Origin of the sequence: Enterobacter sp. BIGb0383 (assembly GCF_003751845.1) — a bacterium.
Lineage (GTDB): Bacteria > Pseudomonadota > Gammaproteobacteria > Enterobacterales > Enterobacteriaceae > BIGb0383.
The window spans coordinates 506,256-525,297 of sequence record NZ_RJKQ01000001.1 but is presented as its reverse complement, the minus strand read 5'-3'; the positions used below and the strand labels follow the sequence as shown (position 1 = coordinate 525,297).

The 19,042-nt window shown below is 52.2% G+C and carries 20 protein-coding genes and 1 pseudogene; 8 read left to right on the top strand and 13 right to left on the bottom strand.

Translation table 11 applies throughout. The annotated features are described in order from the left end of the window. Positions 1-35: 35 nt before the first annotated feature. Complete coding sequence (locus EDF81_RS24340) at positions 36-128, bottom strand: KPN_01571 family protein (RefSeq protein ID WP_221180801.1); 93 nt, start codon at positions 126-128, stop codon at positions 36-38. A 142-nt stretch (positions 129-270) separates the two neighbouring features. Here EDF81_RS24340 and EDF81_RS02610 point away from each other — a divergent pair, with 142 nt between their 5' ends. The 3 genes from EDF81_RS02610 to EDF81_RS02600 all read left to right on the top strand — a co-directional run bounded on the left by EDF81_RS02610 (position 271) and on the right by EDF81_RS02600 (position 3,390). Next, positions 271-1,755, top strand: a complete 1,485-nt coding sequence (locus EDF81_RS02610; RefSeq protein ID WP_123345966.1) for a carboxypeptidase M32 — start codon at positions 271-273, stop codon at positions 1,753-1,755. A gap of 151 nt (positions 1,756-1,906) precedes the next feature. After that, positions 1,907-2,272, top strand: a complete 366-nt coding sequence (gene asr / locus EDF81_RS02605; protein ID WP_123347650.1) for an acid resistance repetitive basic protein Asr — start codon at positions 1,907-1,909, stop codon at positions 2,270-2,272. A gap of 305 nt (positions 2,273-2,577) precedes the next feature. Beyond that, positions 2,578-3,390: a serine protease gene (locus tag EDF81_RS02600; RefSeq protein ID WP_123345964.1), complete on the top strand. Its 813-nt coding sequence runs from the start codon at positions 2,578-2,580 to the stop codon at positions 3,388-3,390. On the opposite strand, the gene EDF81_RS02595 is transcribed toward EDF81_RS02600, so the two are convergent. The 3 genes from EDF81_RS02595 to mdtJ form a co-directional block, all read right to left on the bottom strand. Beyond that, a complete protein-coding gene (locus tag EDF81_RS02595) occupies positions 3,347-5,551 on the bottom strand; it encodes a bifunctional diguanylate cyclase/phosphodiesterase (protein WP_123345962.1) in 2,205 nt (734 codons plus the stop codon). The two genes, EDF81_RS02600 and EDF81_RS02595, sit on opposite strands and share 44 nt — an antisense overlap. 102 nt (positions 5,552-5,653) lie before the next feature. Continuing rightward, on the bottom strand, positions 5,654-5,983 hold the full coding sequence (gene mdtI / locus EDF81_RS02590; RefSeq protein WP_123345961.1) for a multidrug/spermidine efflux SMR transporter subunit MdtI: 330 nt from the start codon (positions 5,981-5,983) through the stop codon (positions 5,654-5,656). Then, positions 5,970-6,326, bottom strand: coding sequence for a multidrug/spermidine efflux SMR transporter subunit MdtJ (mdtJ, locus tag EDF81_RS02585; RefSeq protein ID WP_123345959.1), 357 nt, complete (start codon positions 6,324-6,326; stop codon positions 5,970-5,972). The genes mdtI and mdtJ overlap by 14 nt, the downstream gene beginning before the upstream one ends. A 422-nt stretch (positions 6,327-6,748) precedes the next feature. Here mdtJ and EDF81_RS02580 point away from each other — a divergent pair, with 422 nt between their 5' ends. Further along, on the top strand, positions 6,749-7,783 hold the full coding sequence (locus EDF81_RS02580) for an AI-2E family transporter (RefSeq protein WP_123345958.1): 1,035 nt from the start codon (positions 6,749-6,751) through the stop codon (positions 7,781-7,783). Positions 7,784-7,875: 92 nt separating this feature from the next. Next, positions 7,876-8,598, top strand: a complete 723-nt coding sequence (locus tag EDF81_RS02575; protein ID WP_123345956.1) for a glutamine amidotransferase — start codon at positions 7,876-7,878, stop codon at positions 8,596-8,598. A 7-nt stretch (positions 8,599-8,605) separates the two neighbouring features. Here the strand turns inward: EDF81_RS02575 and EDF81_RS24015 are convergent, their stop codons facing one another. Next, a complete protein-coding gene (locus EDF81_RS24015; RefSeq protein WP_184999449.1) occupies positions 8,606-8,920 on the bottom strand; it encodes a hypothetical protein in 315 nt (104 codons plus the stop codon). On the opposite strand from EDF81_RS24015, the gene EDF81_RS02570 reads away from it, so the two are divergent. Both EDF81_RS02570 and EDF81_RS02565 read left to right on the top strand, forming a co-directional pair. Then, positions 8,903-9,277, top strand: a complete 375-nt coding sequence (locus tag EDF81_RS02570; RefSeq protein ID WP_184999448.1) for a helix-turn-helix domain-containing protein — start codon at positions 8,903-8,905, stop codon at positions 9,275-9,277. The two genes, EDF81_RS24015 and EDF81_RS02570, sit on opposite strands and share 18 nt — an antisense overlap. 131 nt (positions 9,278-9,408) lie before the next feature. Continuing rightward, a complete protein-coding gene (locus EDF81_RS02565; protein ID WP_123345952.1) occupies positions 9,409-10,527 on the top strand; it encodes an alkene reductase in 1,119 nt (372 codons plus the stop codon). Positions 10,528-10,619: 92 nt separating this feature from the next. Here the strand turns inward: EDF81_RS02565 and EDF81_RS02560 are convergent, their stop codons facing one another. The 8 genes and pseudogenes from EDF81_RS02560 to EDF81_RS02530 all read right to left on the bottom strand — a co-directional run bounded on the left by EDF81_RS02560 (position 10,620) and on the right by EDF81_RS02530 (position 17,774). After that, a complete protein-coding gene (locus EDF81_RS02560; RefSeq protein ID WP_123345950.1) occupies positions 10,620-12,158 on the bottom strand; it encodes a carbohydrate porin in 1,539 nt (512 codons plus the stop codon). A gap of 145 nt (positions 12,159-12,303) precedes the next feature. Beyond that, positions 12,304-13,332: a Gfo/Idh/MocA family oxidoreductase gene (locus tag EDF81_RS02555; RefSeq protein ID WP_123345949.1), complete on the bottom strand. Its 1,029-nt coding sequence runs from the start codon at positions 13,330-13,332 to the stop codon at positions 12,304-12,306. After that, positions 13,322-14,008 (bottom strand): hypothetical protein, encoded by a 687-nt coding sequence (locus tag EDF81_RS02550; protein WP_404851466.1) that lies wholly within the window; start codon positions 14,006-14,008, stop codon positions 13,322-13,324. Before EDF81_RS02550 ends, EDF81_RS02555 begins: the two co-directional genes overlap by 11 nt. A gap of 3 nt (positions 14,009-14,011) precedes the next feature. Next, a pseudogene (locus EDF81_RS24185) lies at positions 14,012-14,268 on the bottom strand (Gfo/Idh/MocA family oxidoreductase); the annotation flags it as partial. Between the two features lie 89 nt (positions 14,269-14,357). Next, complete coding sequence (gene ascB / locus EDF81_RS02545; protein ID WP_123345947.1) at positions 14,358-15,758, bottom strand: 6-phospho-beta-glucosidase; 1,401 nt, start codon at positions 15,756-15,758, stop codon at positions 14,358-14,360. A gap of 28 nt (positions 15,759-15,786) precedes the next feature. Beyond that, positions 15,787-16,095: a PTS lactose/cellobiose transporter subunit IIA gene (locus tag EDF81_RS02540; RefSeq protein WP_123345945.1), complete on the bottom strand. Its 309-nt coding sequence runs from the start codon at positions 16,093-16,095 to the stop codon at positions 15,787-15,789. 51 nt (positions 16,096-16,146) lie between these two features. Further along, on the bottom strand, positions 16,147-17,427 hold the full coding sequence (locus tag EDF81_RS02535) for a PTS sugar transporter subunit IIC (protein WP_123345942.1): 1,281 nt from the start codon (positions 17,425-17,427) through the stop codon (positions 16,147-16,149). A 17-nt stretch (positions 17,428-17,444) separates the two neighbouring features. After that, on the bottom strand, positions 17,445-17,774 hold the full coding sequence (locus EDF81_RS02530; RefSeq protein WP_123345941.1) for a PTS sugar transporter subunit IIB: 330 nt from the start codon (positions 17,772-17,774) through the stop codon (positions 17,445-17,447). 452 nt (positions 17,775-18,226) lie between these two features. Between EDF81_RS02530 and EDF81_RS02525 the strand changes: the two genes are divergently transcribed. Beyond that, the gene (locus EDF81_RS02525) at positions 18,227-19,006 is read left to right on the top strand and encodes a DeoR/GlpR family DNA-binding transcription regulator (protein ID WP_123345939.1); all 780 of its coding nucleotides are present in this window, start codon (positions 18,227-18,229) and stop codon (positions 19,004-19,006) included. The last annotated feature ends 36 nt before the right edge of the window (positions 19,007-19,042 follow it).

Sequence of the window (19,042 nt, the reverse complement as noted above, 5' to 3'; positions counted from 1 at the left end):
GGCGGAACCATCCGCTGCATAAAACTGCCGTCCTGTTACCACAGCCCGAGAATTGAGGCTTGACCCACCATCTCCCGAACCGCGTCCAGCGACAGCAAAATCACAAAAACCCAAATATACGGATTCATAATTTGCTGTGTGTCATGAGGGGTTATCGGCATAAATTCTAGCTTATTGAGGGGAAAAAAATGATAACTGCCTCAAAAAGCTATTCGCCTGGATAAAAAACAATATACTCAACGAGATACCTTTCAGCCGAATCGAGGAATTATGGCCAGCGACAATTATCAACATCTCACGCGTCTTTTCCAGCGTCTTTCTCGTTTTTCCCATCTTTCCGCCATCGCCGGCTGGGATATGTTTGCCATGATGCCGCCGGGCGGCAGCGCGGCGCGTGGTGAAGCCCTGGCGGAGCTGAGCGTACTGCAGCACCAGCTTCTGACGGACAAACAGGTTGCGGGCTGGCTAAGCGGCGCACAGCAGGAAGATCTTAACGAGATTGAACAGGCTAACCTGCGGGAAATGACCCGCCACTATCAGCAGGCGGCGCTGCTGCCGGAAGCGCTGGTGGAGGCCAAGTCCCTGGCCGGTAGCCGCTGCGAGCATGCCTGGCGCACCCAGCGTCCCGCCAATGACTGGCAAGGGTTTGCTGAAAACCTGAAGCAGGTGGTGAAATTAAGCCGGGAAGAAGCCCGCCTTCGCGCCGACGCTAAAGGCTGTTCCCCTTACGATGCCCTGCTCGATCTGTACGAGCCGGATATGACCAGCGCCCGTCTGGATACGCTGTTCAACGATCTGAAAAGCTGGCTGCCGGACCTGTTAAAGCGCGTTGTGGAAAAGCAGGCGCAGCAGACGCTGATTGCGCCACAGGGGCCGTTCCCGGTCGCCACTCAGCGCGAACTGGGTATCGATGCCATGACCCTGCTGGGCTTCGATTTTAACGCGGGTCGTCTCGACGTCAGTGCGCATCCGTTCTGCGGCGGCGTGCCGGAAGATGTGCGCATCACCACCCGCTATGATGAAAACGAAATGCTCAGCGCCCTGTTTGGCGTGGTGCATGAAACCGGCCATGCCCGCTATGAGCAGAATCTGCCCCGCGAGTGGCTCGGACAGCCGGTAGCGCTGGCGCGATCGACCGCTATTCACGAATCCCAGAGCCTGTTCTTTGAGATGCAGCTTGGCCGCAGCGATGCCTTTATTAAAAACCTCCTTCCGGCCATTACCCGGCGTTTTGGCGCACAGCCTGCGTTCGCGCTGGATAATTTTGTCGGCTGGAACCAGCGTGTTGAAGCAGGCTATATTCGCGTCGACGCGGATGAGGTTAGCTACCCGGCGCACGTGATCCTGCGCTATGAGATTGAGCGGGCGCTGATCGACGGCGCGATCGAGGTCGACGATATCCCCGCGCTGTGGGATGAGAAGATGCAGGCATACCTGGGCCTGTCGACGAAAGGCAATTATCGCAACGGCTGTATGCAGGATATTCACTGGACCGACGGCAGCTTTGGCTACTTCCCGTCCTACACCCTGGGTGCGATGTACGCCGCGCAGCTGTTTGCCGCCGCACGCAAGGCGCTGCCGGGCCTGGATACCGCGATCGCCACCGGAGATTTCTCCGCCCTGTTCGACTGGCTGCGCCAGAATATCTGGCAGCACGGCAGCCGTTTCAGCACTTCTCAGCTGATCCAGCAGGCGACCGGCGAAGACCTTAACAGCGACTATTTCCGCCAGCATCTGACCCAACGCTACCTGTAATCTCCCCCGGCGCCGGGGCTCGTACCCGGCGTTGTACATTCCGTTACACGCCGATACCAATCACTCACGGAAGCCCCTGAAGAGGAAGGATATAGTTATTTCAACGGCCCCGCAGTGGGGTTGAATGAAAAACCAATTCGAGGGTATGAGAATGAATAAAGTATTAGCTCTGGTTGTTGCCGCTGCTATGGGTCTGTCATCTGCCGCTTTCGCTGCTGACACCGTTACCACCGCTCCGGCGACCGCTGCTGCTCCGGCCACCCACGCCGCACCGGCAAAAGCGCAACACCACATGAAGCATAAAAAAGCCGCTGCGCAGAAAGCGCAGGCTGCGAAGAAACACAAAAAAGAAGCTAAAGCTGACGCGACCAAACCGGTAGAGCAGAAAGCCCAGGCCGCTAAGAAACACAAAAAAGAAGCCGCTAAGCCGGTTGCCCAGAAGGCGCAGGCTGCAAAAAAACACAAAAAACACGTTAAGCACGAAGCCGCTAAACCGGCCGCTCAGCCGGCTGCATAATCTGGCTGCCTGATGATTCAGGTATCGTGATAAGCCGGCGCTGGATCCTCCGGGTGAAGGCGCCGCTTTTTTTTCGGAGAGCATCATGCTGCGGCGCTACCGATTTGAGATAATCTTCCTGATGCTGATTCTGTGCGCGCTGATCGCGACCCGCTTTTTCCTTAGCTGAGCCTGGCTCGCTGATTTTAATCCCGTTTTTCCCGCGCTCCGTCTATAGTTATCTCACCGGGTTTACCCCCGGTGCCGCCTTTCCCCGGCGACGGGAACAGGTTCTGAATCATCATAATTACCCCACAGAGAGTAATATGCGTAGATGCGTTGTAGTGTTACTGGGATCGTTGCTGCTGTGTTCCACGCAGGCCCTGGCCGATGATGCCGATAGCGACGCTGAAGCGATCAAGACGCTGTTTTTCGGTCATGACGACCGCACGCGCGTCAGCAATCCTGCCGCTGCACCCTGGGATGCCATCGGCCAGCTGGAAACTGCCAGCGGCAATCTCTGTACCGCCACCCTGATCTCTCCCCATCTTGCGCTGACCGCCGGACACTGTCTGCTGACGCCGCCGCGTGGCCGCCCCGATAAAGCGCTGGTTCTGCGCTTTGTGTCGCAGAAAGGTCTCTGGCGCTATGAAATTCACGGCATTGAAGGCCGGGTCGAACCCTCTCTGGGACGGCGTCTGAAAGCGGACGGCGACGGCTGGATTGTTCCCCCCGCCGCCGCCTCCTGGGATTTTGGCGTGATCGTTCTGCGTAACCCGCCCGGCGGTATTACGCCGCTGCCGCTTTTTAGCGGTGATAAGGACGCGCTGATCGCCGCCTTAAAAGCCGCCGACCGTAAGGTGACGCAGTCGGGCTATCCGCAGGATCATCTCGATACGCTGTACAGCCACAGCGACTGTCTGGTCACCGGCTGGGCGCAAAGTACGGTGCTTTCCCACCAGTGCGATACCCTTCCCGGCGACAGCGGATCGCCGCTGATGTTAAAGACCGCCGACGGCTGGCAGCTGATTGCCGTTCAGAGTTCCGCGCCTGCCGCGGAAGATCGCTGGCGGGCGGATAACCGGGCCGTCGCCATCACGGGTTTCCGCGATAAACTGGAAGCACTGGTGCATCCATAAAGGCTTCCGGCTGACGATAGCTCTTTAACAGCGCCTCCAGCGGTACCGGCTCGCTAAAATAGTAGCCCTGTAGCTGGTCGCAGCCGGCCAACTGCAGCTGGCGAAGCTGTTTCTCGTTTTCCACCCCTTCGGCCGTGACCGTCATTCCCAGCGCGCTGGCAATGCGAATGGTCCCGCTTACCAGCGCGGCCGCCTGTCCGTCGCTGTCCACCAGCCCGGCGAGCGACTTATCGATCTTGATATTGTCGAAATTAAAGCGCCGCAGATAGCCGATGCTGGAGTAGCCGGTGCCAAAGTCATCCAGCGCGACGGAGGTGCCCAGCGCTTTCAGATTGACGATCGCCGTGCGGGCGCGCTCCGGGTTTTCCAGAACGTAGGTTTCGGTCACTTCCAGCTGCAGGCGGCGGGCCGGGAAACGGGTTAGCGCCAGCACTCCGGCCACTTTGTCTTCAAATTCCGGGTCGCGGAACTGGGCGGGAGAGATATTCACCGACAGCTTCAGATCGCTCATCGGCTGCAGATCGTGACAGGCCCGGCGCAGCACAAACTGTCCGAGGGCGTAAATCAGGCCGCTGGATTCGGCAATGGCGATAAACTCATCCGGCTTCAGCTCGCCAAACCCACGGCGCGGCCAGCGAACCAGCGCCTCGACGCCGATCATTTTCAGGCTGACGGCATCAACAATAGGCTGATACCAGACGTCGAACTCGTCGTTTTCCAGACCGTAACGAATATCGCGTTCGACCATCAGCTGATATTCACGGGCGCTGTTCAGCTCGGCGTCGTAGTGCGTGACGCGCCCTTTGCCGGTGATTTTGGAATGGTACATGGCGATATCCGCCCGACGGAACAGCTCCGAACTGGTGCACTCTACCAGGGAACCGCTGGCAATACCGATACTGGCACCCATATGCAGCGTACGCTCTCCCAGTCGGATGGGCGCGTTGAAAAACTCCAGTACGCTACCGGCAAAAGCCGCCGCTTTGGCCGCCGCATGCAGCCCGCCAATCGTCATGGCGAACTCATCTCCGCCCATGCGCGCCAGCATCCCGCCGTTCGGCACCTTAACCTTAAGCACCCCGGCAATGCTGACGATCAGCTCGTCGCCCACGTCATGGCCATAGACATCATTGACGTCCTTGAAGCCGTCGAGATCGATAAAGACCACGCTTTTAATATCCGTCTCGCCCCGGGCGCTGATCTCATCGAGTCGTTCAATCAGCGCCCGCCGGTTGGGCAGATGGCTTAGCCAGTCGGTCAGCGCGGTTTCCCGCGCCAGCCGCTCACCCCGGGCCAGTTTATACAGGCCGACGCTGCTGAGCAGGATAAATAGCGTAATCAGCCCCGACGCCAGCAACACAATACGGGTGATATCCCCGGAGGCGGCCTTTGCCGCTTCCACGCCCGGCAGACGCGGGGTCCAGTTCAGATAGCCCAGCACTTCATCCGCCGCGCTACGCAGCGGCACGCTAAATTCAGAGGGGGTGCCGTCGGTGAAATTCAGGCCGTTTATCTGGAAGGTATTGCCGAGATTGGTGAGGATCTGCGCATTAAGATGACGCGTGATCACCAGATAGCGCCGGGTGCCGTCGTAGACCTGCAGGCGACCAATCATCGGCCGGACCAGGCCGATACCGATAAACGCAATCCCCGCCCGGGTCCGGGTTAGCCCGGCATAGATATGCTCCCCCGACTGCAGTGCCTCGCGATTGGCGTTAATGATTGCCCGCAGTCCTTCACCAAAAAAAGTAATATCCCGCTCGCTGAAAGGCTCGCTACGAAAAGAGCCCCACAGCACATCAAACTGCTCATCAAGGATAAAGGTGCCGTCATACAGGTTATTGATTTTAAAACCGGCTCCCCAGGTATTGTAGAGCCAGCCGGTATCCGGCTGCGGGGCGTAAACCTTGCGCACGGCGTCATCCCAGACGGCGTTATCGATAACCAGGGACCAGACGCGGTTGACCGACGTCTGTACGGCACCCTCTACCGACAGCGCCGTGCGGTGCCGGTCGATGTCGTTGGATTTCGTGCTGATCAGATGCAACGAGAGATACAGCAGGGCAACAATAGACACAATCAGCCCGATGCCCGCCATAAATATCATGGCAAACAGCGTTTTTGCTCCAGGGATATTACGCCAGCTAAACAGATTAACCATTTATGGTCCTCAACCCCGGACGGACCGGGGTTCAGATATGTTTTTGTTAAGCGTAATACAGGTTTAGATTTTCGCTGCCCGCAGATAACGGCAGAGATCACATCAGGCGAGTTTTATCATCACCAGACCCACGACCAACAAGAGCAGACCTGCCCAACCCTTGGGGTTCAGGCGCTGGCCGAAGAGTATCCAGCCCGCCGCCAGGGTCGCGGCAATACCGAATCCGCCCCACAGGGCGTAGGCCACGGAGAGATCGATGCCCTTAATCGCCTGTGACAGGGCGCTGAATGCGCCCAGGACCGCTGCCAGCGAAAGCACGCCGTACAGCGGCCGGCGGAAGCCGTCGGAGTATTTCAGGAAGATATTAGCGATAATTTCCAGCACGATGGCCAGCGCCAGCCAGGCAATATGGACCCACTCAAACGGCGACATGGCTGCCTCCGGTTTTCTTCGCTTTACGGGTGCCGGACTTAATCAGCACAATCCCCACGATCAGCGTCGCCAGGCCGGCGATTTTCATCGGTGACAGGCTTTCGTCAAACAGCGTGACGCTGAACAGAGTGATAAGCAAAATACCGATCCCTTCCCATAGCGCATAGGCCACGCCGAGGGCGATTTTTTTTACCGCAAAGGCCAGAAAAATATAGGAGAGAGAGATCATCACCAGCATCATAATAAATCCGGTGCTGCCGCCGCTTGTGCTCGCCCATTTCATCGACAGGGTGCCGGTAATTTCGGCAACGATGGCGAGGGCTAATACTATCCAATAAAACATGGTGTTCTCCTGCTTGAGAATATAATCCATCGCAGCTCACCCGGGCGGTGAACCGTAAAAAATTAAATCAGCCTCTGGCGAAATCGTACGCGCCAGTAGAAACAGGAGTGGGACTAAAGGGCCGAGCGCCAGTGTTGGTCAGCGACAAGCAGGGGTAATGATGAGGGGGGAACAGCGATTGAAGTTAACGTCCTGAACAGATTGTCCATAAAATTACAATTATCCGCGGAATTGCTTCTCGTCATTGCGGATGATAATTGTCCTCTGTAGTTGTACACGCTGAGATTTTTATCATAGCGGCCGCATTAACTCAACGGGTTTTCACTTCTTTACCTGCGGCGTTTGTTTTTTGTTAATTTATTTTCTGCCAGCGCATATTATTATTAATGCACTCGGACGATACTTTTTATTCAGGAGCCGCCATGTCCAGGCCCATCATTACGCTTAACGGCCTTAAGCTGGTTATCATGCTGGGGATGCTGGTGATCATCCTCGCCGGGATCCGTCTTGCCGCCGATATTATCGTGCCCTTTATTCTGGCGCTGTTTATCGCCGTGGTGCTCAACCCGGTGGTCCAGCGCATGGTGCGCTGGCGGATCCCACGGGTGCTGGCGATAAGCCTGCTGGTCGGTGCCATCGTGCTGATCGCCGTTTTGCTGCTGGCCTATCTTGGCACCTCCCTGAACGAACTGGCGCGAACCCTGCCTCAGTATCGTTCATACCTGGTGGTGCCGCTGCAAAATCTGGAGCCCTGGCTCCAGCGCGCCGGGATCGGTATCTCGGTGGATGAACTGATTAAATATATCGATCCTAATGCGGCGATGTCGCTGGTTTCTACCCTGCTCTCTCAGCTCTCCAGCGCCATGTCATCCATCTTTTTACTGCTGCTGACGGTGGTCTTTATGCTGCTGGAAGTTCCCCAGCTTCCGGCCAAACTGCAGCAGCTGATGGCCCGCCCGACGGAAGGCATGGGCGCGATCCAGCGCGCGCTGGACAGCGTTTCGCGCTATCTGGTGCTGAAAACCGCGATAAGCCTCGTCACCGGGGTGATTATCTGGGGAATGCTGGTGCTGCTGGAGGTGCGCTTTGCCTTTATCTGGGGCCTGCTGGCCTTCGCGCTTAACTATATTCCCAATATCGGCTCGGTGCTGGCGGCCATCCCGCCGATTGCCCAGGTGCTGGTTTTCGGGGGGCTGTACGACGCGCTGGTGGTGCTGACCGGCTATCTGCTGATCAACCTGATCTTCGGCAATATTCTCGACCCGCGCCTGATGGGTCGCGGCCTTGGTCTGTCGACGCTGGTGGTGTTTTTGTCGTTAATCTTCTGGGGCTGGCTGCTCGGGCTGGTCGGGATGCTGCTTTCGGTCCCGCTCACCATTATCGCCAAAATCGCCCTCGAACAGACGCAGGGCGGACAGAGCATCGCTATCCTGCTGAGCGACCTGAACAAGCGCTAGTCGGGAGATCCTGAATTTTATTCCATTGTCGGTCGGGCCGTTTTTTATTAGCCTGACTGACAATCGTTCGCCCGTCTCAGAAGGAAGTCCCTATGTCATCCCCCGCCGCTCCGACTCTGCTGTTGATCCAGACGGGCATGCCGCCCGCCGATATTCAGTCGCATCACGGGGATCTCCCGACCTGGTTCGCCCCGCTGCTGGCGCGCTGGGAACACGCGGTACAGACGATCCGCGTCTTTGCCGGTGAACCCCTGCCCGCGCCCGACAGCCGCACCGTGGCGGTGATCACCGGCGCCTGGGAGATGGTGACGGACCGTCTGGACTGGAGCGAACAAACGGCAGCGTGGATACGCCAGGCCGTTGCGGCCAGAGCCGCCGTTTTCGGCGTCTGCTACGGCCATCAGCTGATGGCCCACGCCCTCGGCGGCGAGGTGGACTATCACCCTGACGGCATCGAGATCGGCAGTAAAACGGTTTCTCTGACAGCCAGTGACGACCCGCTGCTGGCCGATATGCCCCGCCAGTTTCCCGCCCAGCTGACCCATATGCAGACCATCACCCGCCTGCCGGAAGATGCCGTCGCGCTGGCGACCTCCGCGCACGATCGCTTCCAGATAGTGCGCTACGGCGAGAAAGCATACTCCTCCCAGTTTCACCCGGAGATCACCCCGGCGATCCTCTCCACCATTATTCACAGCCGGGCGGAAAGACTGCGCGGTGCGGGCGTGTGCCCGGATACGTTGACCCAGGACCTTCAGGACACGCCCGAGGCGACTGAGCTGCTGACGCGCTTTGTGGCGCAGCATATGGGTTGACGCTTTTCTACTTTAATTTGAAACCGCGCGTTTGTACCGTTTGACGCAGATGTTCGCGTCCACCCATGTATGACATGCTGGTCGCCGATTCAATAATGGAGCCAGTCCAGGTTTTTTTGCTCATATTCTGCCGGGTTCGAAACGCCTGATAAGCGGTTTCATACTCGTCTAGCAAGGCACGGTAGCGGCGCTGCTGATACTGATTGTAATGCAGCACCATAGGCTGAGCGGGTCGGGGCCGAATGCTGCTGGCTCTGGCCCCATCTGGCAGCCCTACCGCCATACCAAAGGCGACAAAGCTGTATTGCGGCAGATTAATCATGTCGGCGAGATCTTTTGCAATAGCGCCATCAGGTTGCTGGATATCGCAGCGACGGCCCGGCGAGCAGGTTTTTCGCGCTGGCATATGCAAAGGATTTTTAAACAACACACCGGCATCACGCTTGGCCGCTACATTCGAATTTTGCGACTCAGCAACGCGGCAATCGACCTTATCAATACGGCATATCCCGTTATTGAAATTGCCTTACAGTATGGATACGAATCACAGCAGACCTTCACCCGGGCCATGAAATGTCATACCGGATTTAATCCTGGCGCAATAAAACGAATGCCCGCGGCTGATAAAGACAAACTCGTGCAGGAGATGAAAAAGTTAATCGGATTAGTCGGTCATTAATGACGTTCGGATTATGCGGTTCACCCCAACGCCCTAAAGTAGACTTTATGGCACTTCTGTTCGGAACTAACTGATATTCCCTTACGGGGTCTCGGCAATCATCATAGCTTCTTTATTACAGGAGAAAAGAGATGGATAAGCTGTTTACACCCGTTAAGGTCGGCGACACTACGCTACACAATCGCATTGTTATGGCACCGATGACACGTTCCCGCGCCACCGTGGGCGATACCGCAGATGCGCTAACGGCAAAATATTATCAGCAGCGGGCTTCGGCCGGGTTAATTATCACGGAAGGATCTCAGATCTCCGTTCAGGGACAGGGATATCTCTTTACACCCGGTATTTATAACGATGAGCAGGTTAAGGGCTGGGAACTCTCCACAAAAGCAGTCCATGACGCGGGCGGTAAAATTTATGTTCAGCTCTGGCACGTCGGGCGTATTTCACATCCCAGTCTGCAAAAGGATGGACAACTCCCCGTAAGTTCAGTGCCAGTGAAAGCCCAAAACGCAACCTGCTACGCCCGGAATGAAAACGGTGAGCCTGGCCCGGTTCCGGTTCCAACACCACGCGCCCTATCGATAGCTGAAATTCAGGACGTCGTGCAGGACTATGTCAGGGCTGCGAAAAATGCGATACGTGCCGGGTTTGATGGCGTTGAAATCCACGCCGCTAACGGATATTTGCTGGAACAGTTTATCAACGGCGGATTAAACGTCCGCACGGATCAATACGGCGGCATAAATCCTGAAAATCGCCTTCGCTTTGTGCTGGAAGTCACCGATGCTATTTCGCAGTCAATTGGTGCGGAAAAAACGGGGATCCGCCTGGCACCGTTCGGACGCCTGTTTGATATGCACGCCTTTGAAGGTGAAGAGGAAACCTGGCTGCTGTTGGCAGATAAGCTCAGCAAACGTTCACTCGCGTATGTTCATCTGAGTGACCAGAAAACGCTGGGTGAACAGGCTATTCCTGACGGATTTATTGACACGTTTCGCGCGGCATATAGTGGCACGCTGATCGTTGCCGGAGGGTTTGATAAGTCTCGCGCCGAATCATATCTCCAACAAGGGAAAACCGACCTGATCGGATTTGGTCGACCCTACATCGCCAATCCGGACCTGGCTGAGCGCCTCGCAAATGACTGGCCGCTGAACGAAGTCAACCGTGCAACGATGTACGGGGGCGATGAAACAGGGTATACGGACTACCCATTCTGGTCCGATACCCCGGGAAATACGGAATAATCAATCCGTAGCTTCGGAATGGTCATTAAAAAAGGTGGCAGTTATCAACATGGCAACGGCCACCTTCATGAGTGATTTAGTGGTTTAGCGATTTACCACCAGACCTCCGCCTGTGCGCCGACGGTGAATTGCTCTCTCCTGGCGTCGTTAAAGGTGAATTGAGTAATGTCGTTATCAAAGGATTTCAGATACGTGGCAAAGAAGCGGACCTCCGGACGTGAGGTCAGCATGCTGGTCCCCACTTTGAAGGTATGAAAGAACGTCGTTTTCAGACCCGATTCATGGTATTTCTTATCCCTGGAAGTATTGCGCTGATCGAACCAACCTAATTCTACACCCGTCTGGTTAAAGGTATCCCAGATATAAGCCGGGCGAAGTACCGCGCGTGTAGAGTGGAAGTCCGTATGCGCACCAGTGAAATAATCGTAAACGTCATCCCCCATCGCATACACCAGTGCATGAGCCATAATAACGTCCGGCAGTAAGTAATTCTCACCTTCCGAGAGAATGCGCCAGGCTTTACCGTTGCTGTGCTCACCAAAATATTGGCCGTTATATCCATACAAGGCACCAGAATCCGTTACCAGCCCCATGCCACTGGCGATTGAGTTACTGGCCATCTGCACGGTTAGGTTAGCAAACCCACCCCCCTGCCAGTTTTGCGTCAACACCGCCCCCGTATGCCACGCATCCTTGACGCTATAATAGGTCCCATTATTCTCGTCACGCTTATTCAGATCGGTTTTGTTAGGCGCAGAATAGCGTCCGAAAACATCCAGCGTAGCGCGCTCCCACAGTGGAATCGCGGTATAGCGAGCGTCCAGCGTATTGGTGTTGATTTGCTGGGTCTGACTGAGAGTACTGTCAACGGCATGCGCATCCAGGTCTTCGCGCACTAATGCAACGTTGACCTTTCCGGGTCCCAGTTGCCAGTTCTCCAGCCCTATTCCGGCCGCAGAATCAGCTTTGTGGTATTTGAAATCCAGCATCTGGATTTCAAATTTCGGCAGTGCATGTTTGCCGACCCAAAAATCGGCCTCCGGCGCGAAAGGCAAAAAGCCCCGTGTGGTCAGATAAATGTCCGAGAATTGCAGCAGGTTGTCGGAACGGTTGTCAAACCAGCCTGAGCTGTATTGCCCACCAACGTTACCATCCAGCATCACGACAGCTTTAGCCGTTTTATTACCTTCGTGATAGACCCGCTGGGAGAGTTCCAGGTCGAACCATGAGCTGTTTTCCTGGCCGAAACGGCCCAGCGAACCTATCGCATAGGATTTTGCCGGGCCTTGATTTCCTGCCGCGTAACCCGAGCGAAAATAACCAGAATAATTAAAGCCAATGTCATCTTTAATATATTGACTCATTTCACTAAGAGTCATTGACGAAATCGTTGATGCTTCCGAAAATACCGCTGGGTTAGCCGTATGGCCCGTGGGAACTGGATGGGAAGACTCATACTTTTCAAGCTGTGATTTTGTTGTTTCTAACTCCTTAATATTGGCTGAGAGCTGGCTTTCCAGCAACTCAACACGTTCCTCAAGCGTCAGCGAGGTTGCATATAGCGGCGTCATTCCCGAAACAAAAAAACCAGTAACCATTGCAGTACAAAGTACAGACATTTTTATGTTCATATGATTCCCGAAATTAAAAAATAGCTTTATATTATTTAATCACAGGCACAACAAGATGCACCGGCGTTCCCACCGGTGACAACCAATCTTATTATACAAAGAAAATAACATTAATTATGCTACAACCCGAAGGAAATAAACTCACTTAATGTAAACCATGAACCCCCTCCTGCAATAACTTTATTTGCAGTAACGTTTCTTCATCTTTCACCAGTTTTTCTTTACCATTAATTAACGTTTCGTAGATTGCATCGTAATAGCGAGCATAATCACCTTGTTCACTCGTCACTTTTTCCTCGTGATAGACCCCGGCATCATCCATCCAGGTCAGAACGCCGTAATCCTCCGGTGTATCCCGACCGAAATCCGGGTTATCGGGCATATAGAAGAGTTTCAGGTGGTGTTCCTGTTTATCTTTATTGTGTTTAATGAACATCCCTTTTTTACCATAGACAACGAAACTCGGACGTTCTTTTAAACGGAAATAACTCGATTTGACCGAGACTTTCAGTGCGCCATAATACATATCCACATCGAAATAGTCGTTCATTCGCCCGGCACCAAGCAACTGCCGGACATCGTAATGTACTGAGTCTGGCGCACCAAAATATGAAATAACCTGATCCAGAGTGTGGCAGCCATGACCATACAAATAGGAGTTAATAGCGCTGAATGATTTTACTGCTTCGGGAACATACGGACGATAGTAGTCATAGTGCATTTCAACTTCAAGTAAATCGCCAAGCTTGCCTGACTCAATGATTTTCTGCGTGGTCAGAAAGTCACTATCGAAACGACGATTCTGATAACACTGAATCATTAATCCCTTTTCTTGTGCCAGCGAGAATAGTGTTTGTGCTTCCTCGAGAGTTTGTGTAAACGGTTTTTCCACAACGCAGTGTTTACCGGCTTGCAGCACCTTGAGTGCAAATTCGTAATGCAAAGAGGATGGCGTACTGACAACCACCAACTGTATTTGTGGGTCGTTAAGCAATACATCCAGGTTGTCTGTATAGTTGACATCGGGTAATCGAGCCCAGCTATCCTGACTTGCGGTCGCCGAATAAATGGTTTTCGTGTTTACTTTATCAGCCCGCGAAAGAATAAAGGGAAGATGGTAGCGGTTGGCACTTTTACCATTGCCAATAAATCCAATAATCAGTTTAGTTTTCATTATTAAACTCCATAGTCTGCTGTTTTTTACCGATTTCAATTGTCTCTGCCACAACCATACTGACATCAAGCAGGCGCGCAGCGGCTTGATAATCACCGTTATCGATAATTCGAATAAACTCTTGAAACTCATACAGGAGGCGATGTTCACGGCGGTCGTAGTTAAATCTGGCGCTATCGCCGTTGTTGAGCGATATTTCATAGCCCATCAGCTGATTAACAGGCAGTGTAATGAGCAGGCTCCCTTTCTCCCCCTGAATAAGTGAGGTGGCCGGTGCTTTGCAATCTTTTGCCCCAATGCAGACGCATTTGAATTCACCGTAGTCGAGTAGCATAACGCCGCTGGTATCAATACCATTTTGTATATTGGCAAGATAGTTTACCGCCAGTGGTTTCCCGAACAGACCGGCTACAAAGTGGATATTGTAGATATTTATATCCATCAGCGCTCCGCCAGCTTTGCTGGCATCGAATGCTGGATGGACAATTCCCGCCATAAAGTCGTCGTAGCGCGATGAGTACTGGCTATAGTTAAGGGTCACCATCTTGATTTTGCCAATACTGGCCAGCTGTGAGCGAAGCGATAAGTAAGACGGGAGATAATGAATATTCATCGCCTCCAGCACGATCAACTGCCGCTCAGCCGCCAGGCGCTGCAATTTTTGTAGCTCATCCACACTGGTGGTGATGGGCTTTTCGATAATGACATGTTTACCATTTTGTAGGGCCTGACGGGAAAATGCAAATGATTCGGTAAAGCCACATAAATTGTGTCGACGTCACTATCCAGTAAATCCTGATAGTCGAAATAAATGTCGTTAATATTATGACGACAGGCCAGATCGCGAGTCTCTTCTTCCGTTTGTTGCGTCCCCAAAATCGCCAGTGATTTAAAGGGCAACTTATTTACCGTCGAGAGTAGATCTTTGACGATCATCCCCGTACCGAGAATGCCTAATTTCATGTACCACCTCATTGTGATACCCGCTATTACGCGGATATCAGCGCTTTGATCGAAACAGATTGCTAGAGCTCAGCACCATTAGAGTGAATAACATTTTGATACCAGTAGAAGGATTTTTTCCTGTAGCGCGCCAGTGACCCCTGACCGTCATCCTGGCGATCGACATAAATAAATCCATATCGTTTGGATAATTCAGCCGTGGAGGCACTGACCAGATCGATACAGCCCCAGGTGGTGTATCCCATTATCGACACGCCATCCTCGATAGCCTCATGTACCTGCTGGAGATGCTCGCGTAAATACTGAATACGATAATCATCGTCGACGGTGGGTTTGCCATCACTGCCTGTAATGAGCGTATCTTTCGCCCCAAGCCCGTTTTCCACAATAAAAAGCGGGATCTGATAGCGGTCATAGTATCTGTTTAAGATATAACGCAGTCCCTGGGGATCAATTTGCCACCCCCATTCGCTGGCTTTGAGATATGGATTTTTGACGCCCCCCATCAAGTTTCCTCTGGCGCTATCGGCCTCACCCTGCACCGTTTCACACGTGCTGAAGTAGTAGCTGAAAGAGAGGAAATCGACGGTATTTCGCAGAATTTGTGCGTCTTCTTCCGCAAAGTGAAGATGAATCCCCTGCTCACGGAAATAGCGTTTTATATAGCCCGGGTAATATCCCCGAACATGGACATCAGCAAAGAAATCGTTTTTGTGCTCAGCCTGCATGCAGGCAATAACGTCATCCGGGTCTGGCGTTAACGGATAGACAGGTAAACTGAGAACCATGCAGCCAAACTGAGCCTCCGGCATTATTTCCCGACCAATTTTCGTGGCCAGGGCGCTGGCAACTAATTCATGGTGTACCGCCTGATAAAGATCCTGCTGACTCAGTTGCTCCTTCGCCGTCAATATACCGCCACTCATCAGGGGATGATGCAGCACCGAGTTGATTTCGTTGAATGTTAGCCAGTATTTTACTTTGTGCTGATAGCGGGTGAACACTGTGGTGACATAGCGGGCATAGAAACCAATCAACTTACGGTTTGCCCAACCGTTGTACTCATTGGTCAGATGCAGCGGCGTTTCGTAATGAGATAGCGTGACCAGTGGCTCCATGCCGTATTTTCGACACTCATCAAAAAGCGAATCATAAAACGCCAGACCCGCTTCGTTAGGCTCTTGTTCATCCCCTTTAGGGTAAATCCGCGACCATGCAATCGAGGTCCGAAAAACCTTAAAACCCATTTCCGCAAGCAGCTTGATATCGTCTTTGTAACGATGATAAAAATCGATGCCTTCAAGTTTCAGGTTGTTTGCCGTCGGCTGTGAGGTCATCGGCCCCATAATACCCTGGGGGGTGACATCCTGAATGCTGAGCCCTTTACCATCGATATTGTAAGCACCTTCGCACTGATTGGCCGCAACCGCACCGCCCCACAGAAAATCGCGTGGAAATGTCATTATTGACTCCTGGTAGTAAACAAGTGAGTTAACGCTGTAACTGGCGCTGTACGTCGATGAGCTCCCCTATCAGTTCGCGCGCCAGCATCGAGGTCATAATGTGATCCTGTGCATGGACCAGCACCAGATTGATCGGTATCTTGCCGCAACCCTCATCCAGACCTATCAGCATGGTTTGTACGTCATGAGCACGTCTCGATGCCTCTGCGGCAGCTGCAAGCCTGGCATCAACCTGCTCCCATTCTCCGCATTTAGCGGCCCGTAGGGCTTCCATCGCATAGCTGCGTGATTCACCCGCGTTGATGATCAACTCCATTACCGTTGATTCCATATCCATATTTCGTTCTCCCCTGAAAACAGGTTAATAAGGTATTGTTGGGAAGGGTGATTACGCTGCAACCTCTTCCTGTTCAATGAGTTGCTTTTCATAAATTTTAAAGAAAGGCAGATAGATAAAAATGTCGATAACAATCAACGCCAGCACCAGCAGCATATTATTCATCATCCAGCCAGCGCCCCAGGCAGCGCCGAGCGGTGCCGGTGTGGTCCAGGGAACAAGGGAAATGACTTTAGCAACTAAGCCCGTTGTCGTCGCAAACCAGGCGATGATGGCATTCACCACGGGCGCAATAATAAAGGGGAAAAACAACACAGGGTTCATGACTACGGGGCTGCCGAAAATGACCGGCTCATTGATATTGAAACAAACAGGGACAATCGATAGCTTTCCCATTGCTCTAAGATGTACCGCTTTACTGCGCATATAAAGAATGACCAGTGCAAGCGTCGCACCGGAGCCGCCGAGATTAATAAAGAAGGCCCAGAACGGCTCGGCAAAAATATGCGGAAGTGGTAAACCATTAGCAAGTGCTGTCTGATTAAGTCCGAGGTTAATCAAATAGAATGGCTGGAGAATTCCACCAACGATCGCCCCGCCGTTAATGCCAGAGAACCATAATACCTGGCACAGTAAAACGGCAATAAGTACCGCAGGGAGTGAGTCCGCCGCTGAAACCAGTGGCGTAAATGCCGTCATGATCACTTCTGGTAGCAACATACCAAACTGATGCTGAAGAAACACATTTAGCGGATAGACGGTAAAAATAATGATTATCGCCGGGATAAGCAGGTTAAAGGAGTGGCGGATTTTATCCGGCACCTGCTCGGGCAGCTTAATGCCGATGTTGTAAGTTTTGAGAAAGCGAACCAGCTCGGTGCTGAAAACCCCGACCAGAATGGCAGTGAAAATCCCCGAACCGCCGAGAAATGCCGCAGGGAGTACCCCATCCTTGTAAGGTGACGTAATAAGCAGAAAGGTCATCAGTGATAACATGGCACAAGAAAACGCATCGAGCTTGTAAGTTTGTGCCAGGTTGTAGGCAATCCCCGCGCTGATATAGCACGCCATAATCCCCATTGTCATATGGAAGGGGGTCATTATTTCGTCGAAATATTGCTGTGCAACAGAGAGCCAGAGCTTGCCAATAAAAAATGTGGTGTCCGGTGCAAATGGAGGAAAAGCAAAGATTAGTAAAAAAGAGCCGACGATCATAAATGGCATCGCGCCAATAAAACCATCACGAATTGCCATAATATGTCGCTGTGTGCCCGCAACTGCGGCAACCGGAGTGATTTTATTTTCAATGAATTCAAAAAATACATTCGACATGATATTACCCTGTAAAATTATTGTACTGGGTTGGCTTTAGCGTCCTTAATCATATTCAGCGCGTCGTCGAGGATCTTCTCCCCTTTCAACATGCCGTAATCCATGCTGTTTATAATGGATATGGGTTTGCCTTCACGTCTGGCGATTGCAGAAAACTCGGCGAGCTTGTATTTAATTTGCGGCCCCAAAAGACAACAATCATAATGGGGTAATGTCGCTGCGAATTCCTCAATCGACACAGCAATAATTTCAGCATCAATACCTTTCTCGCTGGCAGCCTGCTTCATCTTTTTCACTACAATGCTGGTAGACATACCCGCGGCACAGCACAAGAAAATTTTGTTCATCCTCAACCTCGTTGTAAAAATATTGGTGTGTGACCCAAACGCTATATCTCATCAACGTTCAGTAAGAGCATTCGATGATTTTTTCCTTTAAACCATCACCTTGATACGTGAATGAAGCCTGGTGGCTATAGCGCTTTCATTTGACGGTTTTATGCTGGCAGGCTGTACGCCGGGATTCCGTGAGCAGAATCGCAAAAAAGATCAAACCACTTACAAACCATTAGATAATCGAGATCTAAATCACTAAATATCAATGAAAATGATTAAAATTACACTTAAAACACGACAAAACACTTATCAAAACCGATAGTATGTAAGCGATCATAAGCGCGTCAGCCATGCATTCCGCTGAGATAGCAGCCGACTGAGACCTGACATGACCCCATATACGCAGACAGGGTAATCAGATAAAATTACCCGCCGACCTTTACTCAAGAAAATGGATTAGGTTAATGACACAAGAAGAACGTTTGATCGAGTTAGAGGAACTCATTAAAACCCAGGGAAAAGTCACGCTGGATTACATCTGTCAGCAATATAATATTTCGTCTGACTCAGCCCGTCGTGACTTAGTCAAACTGACGCAACTCCCACATATTTTACGTATTCGCGGTGGTGCCATTCTTGCAGAGGCACGTGTCGAGTCCCCCTACGTTCAACGCACACAATTCAGCCCCGAAAAAGCGCTATTATCCGCCTGGGCAGCGAAGACCGTAGTTGAAAAAGAAATTCTTTTCATTGATGCCGGCACCACCTCGTCCGCCCTGGCCCGTCAACTACCGACATCAATTAGCGTTATTACCAATTCTATTGAAGTACTGAGCGAAATTATTGGCCGAAAAGGAGTCAGTATATCTATACTCGGCGGCAGTTTCGATGATTACTCCCATGCAATATTAGGCAATACCGCCTTAGAACAAATTAAAAAATATCATGCTGATAAGGCATTTATCGGTGTCAGTGCGCTATCGGAAAGCGGGATAACGACAGATACCGAATTGGATGCGCTGCAAAAAGTCGCGATGGCGAAACAGTCGAAAAAGGTTATTTGCATCGCCTCCTCCACCAAGTTCAATCTACAGCTGATGTATCAATCCTGTAGTTGGTCAGATATAGATCACATCATCACAGACAAAATGCCACCGAAGAATATTCTAAAGCTTATCGAAGAGCACGACGTGGAGCTGATGGTCGTTGATAAACCTGAAGCAGATGCCACGAGTCACCCATAGCCCATGTGGCAGTGCTACTGTTATTCGGTGTCGGGA